At 72.3% G+C, this 14,823-nt stretch carries 17 protein-coding genes and 1 pseudogene; 12 read left to right on the top strand and 6 right to left on the bottom strand.

Translation table 11 applies throughout. The features are described from left to right. Positions 1 to 123: 123 nt before the first annotated feature. From ACWEK3_RS34450 to ACWEK3_RS34440, 3 genes are all read left to right on the top strand, one after another. The gene (locus ACWEK3_RS34450; RefSeq protein WP_453251464.1) at positions 124 to 2,790 is read left to right on the top strand and encodes a LuxR C-terminal-related transcriptional regulator; all 2,667 of its coding nucleotides are present in this window, start codon (positions 124 to 126) and stop codon (positions 2,788 to 2,790) included. Positions 2,791 to 2,840: 50 nt separating this feature from the next. Continuing rightward, the gene (locus tag ACWEK3_RS34445; RefSeq protein WP_450542539.1) at positions 2,841 to 3,272 is read left to right on the top strand and encodes a hypothetical protein; all 432 of its coding nucleotides are present in this window, start codon (positions 2,841 to 2,843) and stop codon (positions 3,270 to 3,272) included. 120 nt (positions 3,273 to 3,392) lie between these two features. Further along, entirely contained in the window at positions 3,393 to 3,590 is a 198-nt protein-coding gene (locus tag ACWEK3_RS34440; protein ID WP_358731557.1) for a hypothetical protein, read from the top strand. A 1-nt stretch (position 3,591) separates the two neighbouring features. Here ACWEK3_RS34440 and ACWEK3_RS34435 read toward each other — a convergent pair whose 3' ends face one another. Further along, entirely contained in the window at positions 3,592 to 4,182 is a 591-nt protein-coding gene (locus tag ACWEK3_RS34435) for a potassium channel family protein (protein ID WP_453251463.1), read from the bottom strand. Positions 4,183 to 4,379: 197 nt separating this feature from the next. On the opposite strand from ACWEK3_RS34435, the gene ACWEK3_RS34430 reads away from it, so the two are divergent. The 7 genes from ACWEK3_RS34430 (at position 4,380) to ACWEK3_RS34400 (ending at position 9,522) form a co-directional block, all read left to right on the top strand. Further along, positions 4,380 to 5,042, top strand: a complete 663-nt coding sequence (locus tag ACWEK3_RS34430; RefSeq protein ID WP_453251462.1) for an HdeD family acid-resistance protein — start codon at positions 4,380 to 4,382, stop codon at positions 5,040 to 5,042. 145 nt (positions 5,043 to 5,187) lie between these two features. Then, a complete protein-coding gene (locus tag ACWEK3_RS34425; RefSeq protein WP_453251461.1) occupies positions 5,188 to 6,546 on the top strand; it encodes a hypothetical protein in 1,359 nt (452 codons plus the stop codon). Positions 6,547 to 6,693: 147 nt separating this feature from the next. After that, the gene (locus ACWEK3_RS34420; RefSeq protein ID WP_376409883.1) at positions 6,694 to 7,197 is read left to right on the top strand and encodes an SHOCT domain-containing protein; all 504 of its coding nucleotides are present in this window, start codon (positions 6,694 to 6,696) and stop codon (positions 7,195 to 7,197) included. A 31-nt stretch (positions 7,198 to 7,228) separates the two neighbouring features. After that, positions 7,229 to 7,732: a DUF7144 family membrane protein gene (locus ACWEK3_RS34415; RefSeq protein ID WP_450542467.1), complete on the top strand. Its 504-nt coding sequence runs from the start codon at positions 7,229 to 7,231 to the stop codon at positions 7,730 to 7,732. A gap of 355 nt (positions 7,733 to 8,087) precedes the next feature. Then, positions 8,088 to 8,270, top strand: coding sequence for a hypothetical protein (locus ACWEK3_RS34410; protein ID WP_450542466.1), 183 nt, complete (start codon positions 8,088 to 8,090; stop codon positions 8,268 to 8,270). Positions 8,271 to 8,401: 131 nt separating this feature from the next. Then, positions 8,402 to 8,581 carry a hypothetical protein gene (locus ACWEK3_RS34405; RefSeq protein ID WP_450542464.1) on the top strand — a complete coding sequence of 60 codons (180 nt, stop codon included), beginning with the start codon at positions 8,402 to 8,404 and terminating at the stop codon, positions 8,579 to 8,581. Beyond that, a complete protein-coding gene (locus tag ACWEK3_RS34400) occupies positions 8,578 to 9,522 on the top strand; it encodes a HesA/MoeB/ThiF family protein (RefSeq protein ID WP_453251460.1) in 945 nt (314 codons plus the stop codon). The genes ACWEK3_RS34405 and ACWEK3_RS34400 overlap by 4 nt, the downstream gene beginning before the upstream one ends. Before the next feature lie 34 nt (positions 9,523 to 9,556). Here ACWEK3_RS34400 and ACWEK3_RS34395 read toward each other — a convergent pair whose 3' ends face one another. Next, a complete protein-coding gene (locus ACWEK3_RS34395) occupies positions 9,557 to 10,147 on the bottom strand; it encodes a YceI family protein (protein ID WP_450542460.1) in 591 nt (196 codons plus the stop codon). A gap of 168 nt (positions 10,148 to 10,315) precedes the next feature. Between ACWEK3_RS34395 and ACWEK3_RS34390 the strand changes: the two genes are divergently transcribed. After that, on the top strand, positions 10,316 to 11,452 hold the full coding sequence (locus ACWEK3_RS34390; RefSeq protein WP_453251459.1) for an enolase C-terminal domain-like protein: 1,137 nt from the start codon (positions 10,316 to 10,318) through the stop codon (positions 11,450 to 11,452). Between the two features lie 76 nt (positions 11,453 to 11,528). Here ACWEK3_RS34390 and ACWEK3_RS34385 read toward each other — a convergent pair whose 3' ends face one another. After that, positions 11,529 to 12,197 (bottom strand): endonuclease, encoded by a 669-nt coding sequence (locus ACWEK3_RS34385; protein WP_453251458.1) that lies wholly within the window; start codon positions 12,195 to 12,197, stop codon positions 11,529 to 11,531. 977 nt (positions 12,198 to 13,174) lie between these two features. Here ACWEK3_RS34385 and ACWEK3_RS34380 point away from each other — a divergent pair. Beyond that, positions 13,175 to 13,405: a response regulator transcription factor gene (locus ACWEK3_RS34380; protein ID WP_141365842.1), complete on the top strand. Its 231-nt coding sequence runs from the start codon at positions 13,175 to 13,177 to the stop codon at positions 13,403 to 13,405. 354 nt (positions 13,406 to 13,759) lie between these two features. Here ACWEK3_RS34380 and ACWEK3_RS34375 read toward each other — a convergent pair whose 3' ends face one another. The 3 genes and pseudogenes from ACWEK3_RS34375 to ACWEK3_RS34365 form a co-directional block, all read right to left on the bottom strand. After that, entirely contained in the window at positions 13,760 to 14,146 is a 387-nt protein-coding gene (locus ACWEK3_RS34375) for a hypothetical protein (protein WP_453251471.1), read from the bottom strand. Then, positions 14,146 to 14,556 (bottom strand): annotated as a pseudogene (locus tag ACWEK3_RS34370) (IS110 family transposase); the annotation flags it as partial. The pseudogene ACWEK3_RS34370 and the gene ACWEK3_RS34375, both read right to left, overlap by 1 nt. A 128-nt stretch (positions 14,557 to 14,684) precedes the next feature. Then, positions 14,685 to 14,823 (bottom strand): GvpL/GvpF family gas vesicle protein (locus ACWEK3_RS34365; RefSeq protein ID WP_453251470.1); only part of this gene is annotated, 139 nt, incomplete at its 5' end.

The raw sequence follows: 14,823 nt of genomic DNA, 5'->3' as shown, positions 1-14,823 counted from the left end.
TGCACGGCACGCGTTCCCGGGGGCCTGCCCTACGACGTCGGGCCGCCGTGCCCCCTCGCGACGCGCGCGTACGGGCGATCACTGAGATCCTGAGCGGGAGAAGCGCTGCCCATGACATGACCGGTGGTGGTGAGCGCGGTGTCCGAACGCGGCGACAACAGTCCCGGGCCGACGGCCGCGGGCCTTGATCCCCTGGGGGACCCGTTCCTCCGAACCCGGTTCGCCGTGCCAGTACCGCCGGCCACGTTCCTGCGCCGGCAGCGCCTGCTCGATCACCTGGACCAGGCACTGGCCACACCGCTGACCATGGTCAACGGCGGCGCGGGTGCGGGCAAGACGCTGCTGGTCGCCGACTGGGCCGCCCACCTGGAACGGCCGGTGGCCTGGCTCACCGCGGGCACCACCGACCAGGCACCCGGAGTCTTCTGGGCCTACCTGCTGGAGGCCCTGCGCGCGTGCGGGGCGCACGAGATCCGCGACGTCGGCCGCCCGGCCGAGGCCGGAGTGGTGAACCACGGCCTGCTCGCCCGGCTCGCCGCGCGGCTGAACGGCCGCGACCGACCCGTGGTCGTCGTCCTCGACGAGTACGACCGGGTGACCGCACCGGAGATCGCCGATCAGCTCGGTTTCGTCCTGCACCACGCCGGACAGGGCATGCACCTGGTCCTCGTCACCCGCACCGAACCGACGCTGCCCCTGCACCGCTACCGCGCGGACGGCACGTTGACCGAGATCAGGGACGCGGAACTGGCCTTCACCCCGGAAGAGGCGGGGACCCTGCTGGAACTGCACGGGCTGCGGCTCGGCCGCGACGCGGCCCGCGCGCTCGTCGAGCGCACCCGGGGCTGGGCGGCGGGCCTGCGGCTGTGCGCCCTGGCCGCGCGGCAGAGCTGCGACCCGGAGACCTACCTCAAGGAGTTCGAGGCCGGACAGAGCACGATCGCCGACTTCCTGCTGGCCGAGGTGCTCAAGAGACAGCCGGCCCCGACCCAGGACCTGCTGCTGCGGGTCAGCGTCCTGGACCGGTTCTGCCCCGACCTGGCCAACGCGCTCGCCGGGCGCCGGGACGCCGAACCCATCCTGGCCGAGCTGCACCGGGCGAACGCGTTCGTGGAGCACCTCGGCCATTCCTGGTACCGCCTCCACCCGCTCTTCGCGGAGATCCTCGCGGCGCACCTGCGGGTGCGGTTCCCCAACCTGGAGACCGAACTGCACCGCAGGGCCGCCGAGTGGCTGCGGCACACCGGGCCGCTGCCCGAGACGCTCGCCCACGGCGCCGCGGCCGGCGACTGGCGGTTCACCGCCCGCGCCCTGGTGGACGACCTCGCGATCGGGGAGTTCTTCACCGGCCTGCGCTCCGGGGACCTGGGCGAGCTGTTCTCGCGGATGACCCCCGAGACCACCGGCCCCGAGGCCGACCTCGTCCGCGCGGCGCGCGAGCTGTCCGACGGCGACCTCGGCCACGCCCGCCCGCACCTGGAGCACGCCCGTCGAGAACTGGCCCGCGCCGGTGCCGACATGGCGGCGGCCCGGCTCAGCTTCGCCCTCCTGGACATTCTCGCCGCCCGGCTGACCGGCGCCCCGGGCCGGGCCGAACACGCCGCCCGGACGGCGCGGGAGCTGCAACAGGACCTCCCCGCCGAACTCCTGGACAAGCACCCCGAACTCGCCGCCCTGCTGCAGACCCACCTGGGCGCCGCCCGCCTGTGGGCGGGACGCTTCGAGGACGCCAGGGCCGCGCTGTCCGCCGCGGCGGCCGGCTCCGACGGGGCCACGGCGCTGCCCCGGGAGGAGTCCCTGAGCCAGCTCGCGCTCATCGACTACCTGACCGGCTGGCCCACGCGCGCGGAACGCAAGGCCCTGGCGGCACTCGCCGACGCGGAACGGTTCAGCCTGACCGAGCCGACCGGCTCCGGACTCGGCCACCTGGTGCTGGCCGCGGTGGCCGTCGACCGTGACGAACTGGGGGAGGCCCAGGCCCTGCTGGACCGGGCGACGGCCCCGCAGCCGGTGCCGTGGGATCCCGTGGCGGCCGCCGGCCTGGTCATCGCGCGGGCACGGCTCCAACTGGCCCGCGGAGAGGCCGGGGCCGCCCTGGAGACCGCCGATTCGGCCGTCCCCGCCGCCGTGGCCTCACCCTGGGCCGAAGCCCACACCGCGCTCGTCGTCTCCGCGGCCCACCTCGCCGAGGGCCGCCCCGAGCTGGCCGTGAAGGTGCTGGAGGACGCCGTGGGCCACGACGCCGCCTGCACGGTGGCGGCCGCCCGCGCCCACCTCGCCGCCGGTGACCCGGGCACCGCCCTGGACCTGCTCGACGCGCTTCCCGCCGGGCAGCGCAGCGGTCCCGCCGTCACGGTCCGGGCCCTGCTCGTGCGTGCCGAGGCCACCGGCAGGCAGGGCGACCACGCCACCGCGCGCCGGCTGGCGACCCGCGCGCTGCTGGAGGCCCGCAACGAGCGACTGCGGCGCCCCTTCCACGAGGCCGGACCGTGGTTGCGCCGCCTGCTGGACACGGACGCGTTCCCCCGGCCACCGGCCCGCCCGGGTCCCCCGCCCGGGACCGAGCCGGGGACGGACCGCCCGCCCGCCCTGGTCGTCGACCGGCTCAGCGGCCGCGAGCGGGACGTGCTCCAGCGGCTCGCGCTGATGATGACGACCGAGGAGATCGCCGCGGACCTGTTCGTGTCGGTCAACACCGTCAAGACCCACCTCAAGAGCGTGTACCGCAAGCTCGGCGTCAACCGGCGCAACGAAGCGGTGCACCGGGCCCGCGACCTGCGCCTGCTGTGAACCGCCTGCCACGGGCCCACACCGACTACACCGGCGGGGTGTACGGGTCCATGCTCGCCGCCTCCGTGGTGGTCGGCGCCGGGGTACCGGAATACTTCCCGCGGCTGCGACTGGCGCTGTTGCTGGTGCTCACCGGTCTGGTGTTCTGGCTCGGGCACGTGCACGCCCAGCTGTTCGGGGCCCGCCTGGCCCAGCGCCACCCGGATCGCGGCACCGTCCTGCACGTGTGCCGCGACGAGTGGCCGATCGCCCAGGCGGCCCTGCCGCCCGCCCTCGCGCTGACCGTCAGCCCGCTGTTCGGCCTGGACCTGGCGGGCGGGCTGTGGCTGGCGCTCTCCGTGGCCGTGGCCGGCCAGGTGGGCTGGTCGGCGGCCGCGGCGCGCCGGGCCGGCGCCTCGTGGGGCCTGGTCGCGGGCACGGCAGCGGTCAACCTGGTGATCGGGCTGCTGATTCTCGTGTTCAAGGTCGTCCTCACTCACTGACACGGGACGCACCCACCTGCCGTATCACCTGCGCCGGGTGAGGCCCGGGCGCCCCGGCCGGGCGGACCCTCGGACAGGGGGCGTGGTACGCCCGTCCCCAGGCCACCGTGGGAGCGGCTGATGCGCTACGAGATCCGCGTCGACGGGCATATGTCGGAGACGCTGACCAAGGCATTCCCGGAGCTGGACCACGTGGTGATGTCCGGTCAGACCGTCCTGTTCGGCCCCGTCGTGGACGAGGCGCACCTGTACGGGCTGCTGGCCCGCTGCCAGTCACTGGGCCTGCGGGTCCTGGAGATGCGCCGCATCCCGGAGTGAGCTACCCGGGCGGCCGGTCGCGGTGCTGCTGGCGCAGACCCGCCTGGATCGCACCCGTCAGCACGCGCGCCGCGACACCCACGAGCAGCAGTCCGCCGGTCATCTGGAGCATGGCCAGCACCCGCCCCGTCTGCGACCGCGCCGTGATGTCGCCGTATCCGACGGTGGTGAACGTGGTCAGCGTGAAGTACAGGGCGTCCGTCCTGGTCAGCGGCTCGGTGAAGGAGCCGGGGTCGGAGTGGTCCAGGAGGTGGTAGGCGCCGGCGAACAGCAGCAGGAAGAGCGGAAGCGTGATCGCCAGCGCCTCCACGGCCTTCAGCCGGGGGTAAGGCGAGCGGGTGATGGCCCACACCTCCCACGCGAAGAACAGCGCGACACCGACCAGCCCCAGCCCGAGCAGGATCACCGTCGTGGCCGAGGCCCGGCCGTCCAGCGGCAGCAGGTAGTACGCCGTCACCAGACCGGCTGTGACGAGCACCGAGCGAGCGAGCACCAGGACGGCCGCCGACCGGGGCACATGCTGCTCCCGGTCCCGCGGCGGCGGGCGCTTCCCCGCGGTGTCCGGGGTGCGAGGAGCTGCCGAGTCGCTCATCTCGTGTCCCTCCGGTTCCGCTGTCCGGGAAACGCGCGCACAGGCATCCAGATCAACGCGGCAGCGCGGGGGACGGATCACCCCCCATGGGTGACCCGTGGGACACCCACCCGCGGGACGCTGGCGTACGGGTCCCCGCACACCGTCCCGTCGGCGGTCCGGCAGCGACCTGCAACCGATCCCCGCGAGGAGGAGCCATGACCGTGTCGCGTGGTTCGGCATCGCATGCCGGAACGGAGCACAGGCCCGGCGGGACGGGCCCCCACCCGGCCGGGGACCCCGCCGACATGCTGGCGGGCCTCGGCAGTTCGTGGTCCTGGCTCCTGGGCTCGGCGCTGGCGACGCTGGTGCCGGGGATCATCGTGCTCGCCTGGCCGAACGAGACCCTGCACGTCCTGGCGATCGTGATCGGGCTGTACCTGCTCGTGACCGGCGCGTTCCGGTTCGTCGCCGCGTTCTCCCGGGAGGAGCACGGCGAGCGCCTGCCGCGGCTGCTGGTCGCGGTGCTGTTCGTCCTCGCCGGGGTGCTGTGCCTGAGGCACCCGTTGCAGACGATCGCCGCGCTCTCGCTGATCGTCGGGATCGTCTGGCTGCTGTCCGGCATGCTCACCGCCTACACGGCGCTCGGCTTCCGGAGCCTGCCCCACCGCGGCGTCCTCCTCGGCGCGGCGGCCCTCGGCATTGTCGCGGGCATCGTGGTGCTGGCGCTGCCCACGCAGTCGGCCCTGGTGCTGACCCGGCTGCTCGGCCTGTGGCTCGTGCTGCTCGGCCTGGTCGAACTGGGCGTCGCCTTCGCCTGGCGGTCGGCGCTGCGCAGGGCCGCCACGGGGACCCCGTCGGGGCCCGCGGCCACGGTCTGAGCCCCCTCGTACGCCGCCCGCCGCGCCGGTCCGGGGGAGCACGCCCGCCGTCCAGCCCCCGTCCGGGCGGTCCCCGTACGAGCGGTTCACGCCGTGCGCACGCCGTGTGGCGCGCTGCCCCGCACGCGACGACCAAGGAGGATCCATGGCCCCCGCCGACGCCCCCGTCCCGCCGGCCCCGGGGAGCGCCGGGGAGCCCCGGCGCTCCCTGACCCCCGCGGAGTACGCCGAGTACGAACGGCTCCGCCGGACCGCCGCGGTCAAGCACCGGAGGATGCGCCGGGCGGGCGCCACGGTCCTGCTGGTGGTGACGCTGGTGTTCGCCCCCCTGGCCATCGTCGCGGCCTGGGTGCACGACACGGTCGCCGACACGGACCGCTACGTCCAGACCGTCACACCCCTGGCCCGCGAACCGGCCGTGCAGAACGCCGTGACCGACCGGCTGACCAAGCGCGTCGTCGACAACATCGACGTGAACGCGGTGACAGCGGCGCTGACCGACGCCCTCAGGAAGTCCGGGGCTCCGCCGCGCGTCGTCGAAAGCTCCACCGTGCTGACCGGCCCGCTGCGCAGCGCCGTCACCGACGTGGTGCACCGTGTCGTCAAGCGCGTCATCACCAGCGACGCATTCGAAGAGGTCTGGGTGACCGCCAACAGGCGGGCGCAGATGGCGCTGATGAACGTCCTCACCGGAAGCCAGAAGGGAGCCGTACGGGCCCAGGGCGACACCGTGCAACTGGACATCGGGGTCGTCGTCGACCAGGTCAAGCACGAGCTGGAGCGCGCCGGCTTCCGGAAGGCCTCGGTCATACCCGCACCCGACCGTTCGATCACGCTGTTCAGGACCGAGAAGCTGAGCAAGGCCCAGGACGCCATGCGGCTGCTCGACATCGTCGGCGTCTGGCTGCCCGTCGTGACCATCGTGCTCGCCGCGCTGACCGTGTGGACGGCTCCGTCGCACCGGCTGATGTTGCAGGTCACGGCCGTCGGCGTGGGCGTGATGATGATCGTCCTGCTCATCGCCCTGGCCGTGGCCCGCCGGGTCTACCTCGGCTCCGTCCCTCCGACCACACTGCCCCCGGACGCCGCCGCGGTCATCTACGACACCCTGGTGCGGTTCCTCCGCGACAGCGCGCGCACCCTCCTGGTCGTCGCCGTGATCACGGCGCTGGCCGCCTACCTGTACGGCCCGGGACGCGCCGCTCGCGGGGTGCGGACGCTGGCCCGGCGGAGCACCGGCGCCGCCGGCGAGGCACTCGGCCGTGCCGGAGTGCACACCGGCACGGCCGGACACTGGCTGGACGCCCACCGGAAGTGGACCACTGGCGTCGTCATCGCGGCCGGCGCGCTCGCCCTGGTGCTCTGGAACAACCCCACGGTCGCGGTCGTCGCACTCGTCCTGTGCGTCGTCCTCGCCGTCCTGATCCTCCTGGCCGTCCTCGCCTCCGCCACGGGTCCCGCCGACTCCGCGGGATCCGGCGGCGTACGCCCCGCGACGTCCTGAGCCCCCGAGCCCCAGGGCAGCGCGGCGAGGCACCACGGTGGAGTTGCACGGTCACCCGCATCGGGTGAGGCGCCCACGCCTTGCCGTGCGCACGCTGACAGAGGGCAGACAGCGCACCCGGGCACAGGCCCGGGACGGAGAAGAGAAATGAGCACGCAGATGAACCTCGCGTACGACTACCCGCTGCTGAGCGCCTTCTGGACGATGCTCTGGTTCTTCCTGTGGATCATGTGGTTCGTCCTGCTCTTCCGGGTCATCCTCGACATCTTCCGCGACGACGGCCTGAACGGCTGGGCCAAGGCCGGGTGGCTGGTGTTCTGCATCGTGCTGCCGTTCCTCGGCGTCCTCGTCTACGTCATCGCCCGCGGCAAGAGCATGGGCCGCCGGGAGATCGCACAGGCGCGGGAGCAGCAGGAGGCCTTCAACGCCTACATCCGGCAGACCGCGGCAGGCGGCGGGGGCGGGTCCAAGGTCGACGAACTCGCCCGGCTGTCCGACCTGCGCGCCCGTGGAGACATCACCGACGAGGAGTTCGCCCGGGCCAAGGAGATGATCCTGACCAGCGGCGTCCCCGAGGGGCGCGCCACCTCCGTGACCTCCACCCCCGAGAGCCCCGACAGCTCCGTCAGCTCCACTCCCGGCCGTCGATGAACACGCCGGACGAGACGAAACGAGGGAGAAGATGACCGCGACCCACACCGCACGGCCGCATCCGGCGAAGCAGGCATGGGCCACCGGCCTGACGGCCTTCGCCGCCGTCATGCTGATGATCGCCGGAGTGCTCGACATCTTCCGCGGGATCATGGGCATCGCCCAGGACGACGTCTTCGTCACCACGCGCAACTACGTCTTCCAGTACGACCTCACAGGCTGGGGCTGGATCCACCTCGTCCTCGGGGTGCTCGCCGTGATCGTCAGCATCGGGCTGTTCCAGACGGCGATGTGGGCGCGCGTGGCCGGTGTGACGATCGCCGGGCTGATCATCCTCGCCAACTTCCTGTCCCTGCCGTACTACCCGGTCTGGGCGGTCGTGATGATCGCGTTCTCCGGGTTCATCATCTGGGCCCTGTGCGTGCTGCGGCCCGAGGAGTCCCCGGCCTCTCCCACCACCGCCGCGTCCTCCACACCCGCCACCTCCTCCACTCCCTCCTCCACCACCGGAACCGCCCCGCCCCGCAACCCGTGAGGGGCCGGGCGAGCCGACCGCCGCGGCTCGGGCGAGCACATCGCCCGCGCCGCGCCGACGCGCGCCGGGAGACGCCGGGCCCGCCAGTGCCCCGGAGCGGCGGAAGAGGGCTTCGACAGGCGATCGTGTCGGGAGTGGGCCCTGGGTGGAGGGTGTGCCTCACCCCTGTGGGGTGTGTCCGCTGCGAGCCCGAGGAGGTGAACGGGATGAGAGTCCCAGCTCCCATTCCGTCGCACCCGAGGCGTCCGGCGGGCACCGTACCGCCGCCTGACGGCCTGCCTCGACTCGAGGTGCCGCGCGGCGATCGTGGTCGCCGCCGGTGCGCCTGAGGGTGCCGATCAGGCGGAGGTGCCTCATGACGGTCACCATCACGCTGCCCCGGCTCTCTGTGCCCGCCGTGACCGAGCGCGGTCTGCGGCTTCTGCTGCCGGCCGCCGAACCGGCGCTCCTCGCCCTGGCCGACCTCTGCGGTGTCGGAACGGCGGTACGCCTGCTGGGGCTCGGCATCAAGCTCGTCCGGTCGCCCACGCAGGACTGATCCGGCCTGGGAGCGGACCGACCAGCCGTACGCTGCCGGTCGCTCCGCTCCCGGGATGCGGCGCCCATACCGGCGCGTAGCGTGGAAAGGGCGATGCAGGAACCTCAAGAGACCAGGCGGGAGGGATTCTCGTGGGTACAGCACCGGAGACCCTGCAGAAGGCCGAACTGACGGAGGAGCAGAAACGCGCCAGTGAGCGTCAGTGGTTCCTCGATGCCGACACCGGCGAGCTGAAGCCGGAGGAGGGTTCCGACCGCGACGAGCAGACCGGGTCCGGCCCGGTTCGCGTGGCTCGCTGGACCTTCGATTGACCGCTCCGCCCGAGGACCGCGTCTGGGCGCGCCACCACCGGCGTACGGGAGCGGTGCTGATCGTCGGCGCGGGAGCGGTCGGCGGATTCCTCGCCGAGGAACTCGCCCGGATCGGATTCAGCCCGCTGCGGCTGGTCGACCCCGACACGCTCGCGGTGGAGAACCTGATCCGCCACCCACTCGGTGCCCCCGCCCTGGGCCGGCCCAAAGCCCTGGCACTGGCAGCGAAGATCCGTCGTGACTTCCCCTCCTGCGACGCCACCGGCCATCACGCGGACTTCCTCGCGTTGCCCGCGGACGAGCAGCGGTCGCTGGTGGGCGGCGCGGACGTGGTGGTGGCGGCGACCGACTCCGCCGTGTGCCAGCGCCACGTCAACCGCGTGGCCCTCGCGGTCGGCAGGCCCGCGGTGTATCCGGCGGTCTGGGTGGACCCCAGGATCCGTGACGCCGAGGTCGGCGAGATCCTGTGGGTGCTCCCCGGCAGGCGCACACCCTGTTACGAGTGCGCGGTGGCCTTCCGGCAGGGGACCGCCGACACCCAGGCGGCTCGCGGTGCCCGGGTGGACATCCAGCTCGTCGCCCTGGCCACGGCCCAGGTCGTGACCGCGCTGGCACACCCCGACGACGACCGCTCGGCGATCCTCGATCATCAGCGCAACGCCATCTACCTGCACGGGCTGACGCCCACCTCGCCCGGTGTCCGGGCCACCTTCCCCACCACGGGGCTGAGCAGCCGGAACGTCCGGGTCCCCTTCCCGTCCCGGCCCTGCGCCGCCTGCCACGGCTGGCGCCATGTGACCTCCTCCCCGGCATTGGCCGCCGAGGGAACGGGCGCGCGGCCCGGCGAGGACGGGGGACGCAGCTGGCCCGTCTTCGCCGCCGTCGTGCTGTGCATCGTGGTCCTGTTCATTGTTTCGGTCGTCCACGGCAAGCCCATGTAGGGCCGGCGACGCCGAGAGTGCGCGTGTTGGCCCTTTATGGCTGCTCGGCGGCAGACCCGGGACCGGGGGGCGGTTCGAGTCCGGTCACCGCGTACTCGATCCGGACGTCGTCGGCCAGTTTCAGCGCACCCAGGAACGCGCTGTACGGCTTGATCCCCCAGGTGGACTGGGTGACGACAGCCCAGCCGCACACCATTCCGTCCCCGTCGCCGCCCCCGTGCACGGTCACCGGATGGCTCCGGCCCTTGATCGTGAGTTCTCCCGTGATCTCGAAGGACTCCGGCGTTCCCGTGACGTTCGTGGAGCGGAAGGCGATGACGGGGTGCTGCGCGGTGTGCAGCAGGCCCTCGCCCTCCAGCAGGCGTTTGATCTCCGCCTTGTCGGCGTCGGTGAGGGGCTTGAGCCCTCCCGTTCCCTCCCGGACCGCCAACGATCCCGCCTCGACCGTCACGGTCACCGACGACTTCCCGGGATCACCCGTGACGACCACCGCCTCCCCGGACCACCGGGTGGCTTCGAGCGTGAGATCGTGCCCCGCCTTCCGCCCGAGCCCCGCGCGGCTGGTCCTGATCAGCAGCCGACCGGTCGGCGATCCGAATCCGTACGTTCCCTCACTCAGCACCACAATTCCGACTGTAGACGACGAGGCTCGAGTGTTTCCGGCCGGGCGTTTCCGGCCGAGCGCGCGGCCGCGGAGAGGACCGCTGAGAGCCGAATCGCACCCCTCACCCTTCGGGTGGCGCCGTGGCCTTTGCGGTGCAGAGCCGGGGGTACTCGGTCGGCCAGTGGACAGATGCGACGCCGAGGAGCATCGGTGACCGTGACCGGGAAGCAGGCCGTGGACCGGCTGGACAGTGCCGTCTACACGGTTCCGACCGACGGGCCCGAAGCGGACGGGACGTTCGCCTGGGACAGCACCACCCTCGTCCTCGCCACCGTCCGCTGCGGCGACGTCACCGGGCTCGGCTACACCTACGCCCCCGCGGCGACAGCGCGCGTCGTCGACGACCTGCTCGCCGACGTGGTCACCGGCACCAGCATCCTCGACGTGCCGTACCTGAACGAGGCCATGCAACGCGCCGTACGCAACGCCGGTCTGCCCGGCATCGCGGCACTGGCCGTCTCCGCCGTCGACATCGCCCTGTGGGACGCCAAGGCCCGTATGCTCGGCCTCCCCCTCGTCCAGCTCATCGGCGCGACGCGCGAGGACGTGCCCGTGTACGGCAGCGGAGGCTTCACCACCTATGACGACCCTCAGCAGGACCGGCAACTACGGGGCTGGGTCGAGGAGGAGGGCATTCCCCGCGTCAAGATCAAGATCGGGGAGTCCTGGGGACAGCGCGAAAGCCGTGACCGGCGGCGTGTGGCGCGGGCCCGCGCCGGCATCGGCGATGCGGCCGACCTGTACGTGGATGCCAACGGCGGCTACAGCGCCAAGCAAGCCGTGCGGGTGGCCGCCGCGCTCGCCGACGAGGGAGTGACGTGGTTCGAGGAACCCGTCTCCTCCGACCACCTCGACACGCTCGCCGCCCTACGCGGTCGGATCACTCCCGAGGTCACGGCGGGGGAGTACGGCTACGCGCTCCCGTACTTCGCTCATATGCTGGCCGCCGGCGCCGTCGACTGTCTCCAGGCCGATGTGACCCGATGCGGCGGCGTCACCGTCTGGCTACGCGTCGCCGCCCTCGCCCAGGCCCACGGCCTGGACATCTCCGGCCACTGCGCACCGCACGCCCACGCCCATGTCGCCGCCGCCGTCCCCAACCTGCGGCACCTGGAGTGGTTCCACGACCACGTTCGTATCGAACGGCTCCTCTTCGACGGCGTGCTGGACCCCGCGGGAGGTGCCCTTACGGTCGGCCGTGGCGGAGAGCCCGGCCTGGGACTGGCCCTCAACGCCGAGCGAGCGCGCCCGTTCCGCGTGCACTGACGTCGTCGGCAGCCCGATGGCGACGAGCGCGACGACGATCCGGATCAGCGGCTCAGGGGTAACGCGGGCCGGCCCACTACGCGGCCTTCGCCCGGGCGAGGACGTCGTCGGCGAGCGGTTTGTCCAGGGCGGCATGGACCAGTCCGTCGGTGAACCGGGCCAGTTCGCGCCTGCTCACCAGGTGCGCGAGGTGCTCGGGCGAGGTGGGCAGACCGAGCCGCTCGGCACCGTCCTGCGCCTTGCGGTCGACATACGGCGCGAACTCCGGCCAGACCGTCTGGACGGCGCGCAGGAAGATGTCGACACCGGTGGGCCCGAGCCCGGGTATGTCCTGAAGCGCCTTCTTCGGGTCGGCTTCCTCGCGCAGCTCGCGCAGATCGCCGCCGTACCGTTCCAGCAGCAGTTCCGCGCCCTTGCCCAGCAGGGTGGCGGTCCGCTCGTCGTACCGTCGGTACCCGCCCTCGCCGAGCGCGTCCACGCGCTGCTGCCACGATGCCCTCGCCATCGAGCGCGCGTTGCGCAGTCCCGCCTCGAAGAGCGCCCGGGCGGCGGCCACCGCGGTGTCCGCCCTGATCCGGGCGCTGAGCAGGACGGCCAAAACGAGTGTCTGGTAGAGCGGACCGGGAGTGTTCCGCAACCTGACCCCCGCCTGGGCCAGGTACGTGGATCCCTGCCGGTCGAGCAGCGCCCGCACGACCGCCTTCTCGATGCGGTCGGGGGAGTTCTTCCTGGTCGTGGAGCTCATGACGCTCTACCTTTCTGCCGGGCCTGCCCCAGCCATTCGTAGGGTTTGCCGGCTCTCCAGGACGTCGGTGGGCGCGTCGGGCTTGGGGCAGGACAGCATGGCGCAGGTGACGAAGCCGCCGCTGCCGAGGAACAGCGACTCTCGGCCGCAGGCCGGGCATGAGCCCTGCACCTTGGGCAAGCGGTCGGCTTGCGCTTCGTGGCGGTTGTTGTCGGCGAGGTCGTCGCCGAGGGTGGCGGCGAGGTCGTTGTTGCGGCGGCGCAGGTCGTCGTCGCCCGTCAGCTCGCCGGAGGGTGATCGGTTGGGCGTCGCCGGCTGGTTGGGCCTGGCCGCCGTGGATCTCCTTGCGTAGGAGGCCGAACGCCTCCGCGAAGGCGGCCCCGGCGAGGTGGCGGGGCACGCGAGCGTGGTAAGCGAAGCGGAGCCCGGACGGACCGGTGTCCGGACTGCCAGGACGCGTGTCCTCGGATCCTGTCCGGTCAGTGTCCGGCAAGGTCAGGGCGCATCCGGTCTCGCCGACGACGGGCGGGCCGAGGATGAGCCCGCCCATGTCCGGAAGGGCGTCCCGTCGGCCTTGAAACGGTACGGATGGGCCCAGTCCCGCCCACAGCGCGGACAGACACGTTCAGCTGGCATGAACAGCACGGTACTCGGATCCAAGTGCACGCTTTCCAGCCGTGTTGGTGGGGTGGTGAGCCTCGTACGGAGCCGTTCACCTGCGTTCATGGCTGACCGGGTCCCGCGACTAGCCTCGCCCACAGTCCGGTCTGAACGGCCCTGTACGGGGCTGAATCAGACGGGAACCGAGACGGCCCGGCCGGTGACTGGGCCCGGCTGCCTGCGTTCAAACCATCCCGCCTTTCCCTGTGACGCGCCTGTGACAGTCGGCGGACACGGCCATGACGTCCGGCGAGCAACCTGAAGAAACAAGGGCAAATCGCCCTAAATGGTCAAATCCCTCGCCGGAGGACAACACCATGAGCGCCACCCTCGCCATTCCGCACATCGAAGCCCCCGCCCCTGCGCTGGCTCCGCGCGAGCGCGAGACGCTCCGGCACATCGCCGCTGGCCGCACCTACCTCCAGACCGCCCGCCACATGGGCCTCTCCACCCACACTGTGGACGCCTACCTGCGCCGTATCCGGGCCAAGCTCAACATCACCAACACCGCCGAACTGACCCGCGTGGCCATCGCTCTGGGCCTGTGACCCAGGGGGCCGCGACCGGCTCCCCGTCGACCCGCCCACGCCGGCGGCGGTGGGGGTGCTGGCGCAGTCCGCGGACCGGACGCCGGACGTCGCCGCAGCTTCTAAGCGCAGGTCGGAGGGCATCACGATGTGAAGGTCACGGCGGTCTTGAAATCCGTCGTGGCGCGAGTCACCGTGGCTTCAAATCCCACACCCACCGCGCCTGTGAACGGCCCCTGACCGGGTGAAACGGCCAGGGGCCGTTGTCTTGCGCGATGTCTGCCAGCCACCGCGGCTCCCCGCGCGTCCCCGCACGATCGGGCACGCAGGGGGCACACGCGCCCCTCTCCTGCCCTTGCAGCGCCCTGACGGAGATCAGGGCGACGCGGTAGCGGAAGGGGCGCCGCAAGCGCCCACCCCTCGGAACACCAGCCCCTCGAATGGTTCGGCTCGGCCCTGCCGTTCGGCCGCTGGTTTGAAGGAGGCGGCGTTCTCTGAGACCGTTCCGGCGACGAAGTTCAGCATCCACCCCTTCTTCTCCAGTCCCCAAGCGTTGTTGGCGGCGAACGAGCGCTGCGTCGTCTCGCGCCAGCCGCGGTTCTTCAGCCCGGTGACGACCTTGGCGACGGCCTTCGGATCCGGCTTGGTGCCGGCCTGCACGACGGCACCCACCTCGCAGGAACTGAGCAGCTCCTTCTCGGCGACGAAGCGCGGTGGCGCGAAGTCCCCGGCGGCGACCGCCGCCCGGATGTCGTCCTGCACCGCGTAGCCAGGTCGGCGACGATCTGTGCGGCGGTGTCCTCGCCGGGCAGTGCGGCCTGCTGGGCCTGGACCGCTTCCACGGCTGTGGCGGCCATGCTGTCCGCGTCGCGGACACCTCGATTGACGAGCCAGGCCGTCAGGCGAGCCTAGCCGCGTCGGCGGAGTTGGGTTGGGGTCTGGTAGCCGGTCAGCAGCACCAGTGCGCCCTTGCGGGCCGAGTAGTCGAAGGCCCGCTCCAGGGCGGGGAACATGCCGGTGAGCACGTCGCGAAGCCGGTTGACCGTCCGCAGCCGGTCGGTGACCAGGTCGGTGCGGTGGGCGGTCAGTAATGCGAGGTCGGCGGCCAGCTGCGCGGGCACGTCGAGGGTGGCGAAGTCCCGCCGGTGACGGGCGGTTTCGGCGATGACGTATCGGGGTTGCCGGGGCGGTCGGCCTTGGACAGCCGGCGGTGCGGGGTGATGCACGCCTGGTCGACTGCTGTCCATGGCCCCTTGGGGATCGACCAGGACTTGAGCACCCCGTCGACCTCCAGCACACCTCACCCCGCTCCTGTGTCGGCTCCGGCCGTGGTGCTCGCGGGTTGTTCGGCGGGGCCGGGTTCGACGAAGCTGTACGGCGGCAGGGGGCCGTTGACGCGTAGTTCGAGGTGGGGCAGGTCCTTGCGGGCCTGTTCGACG

The organism is Streptomyces sp. NPDC004721 (genome assembly GCF_053601495.1).
Note: the sequence above shows the minus strand (reverse complement) of the source record. Positions and strands in the feature narration are given on the sequence as shown.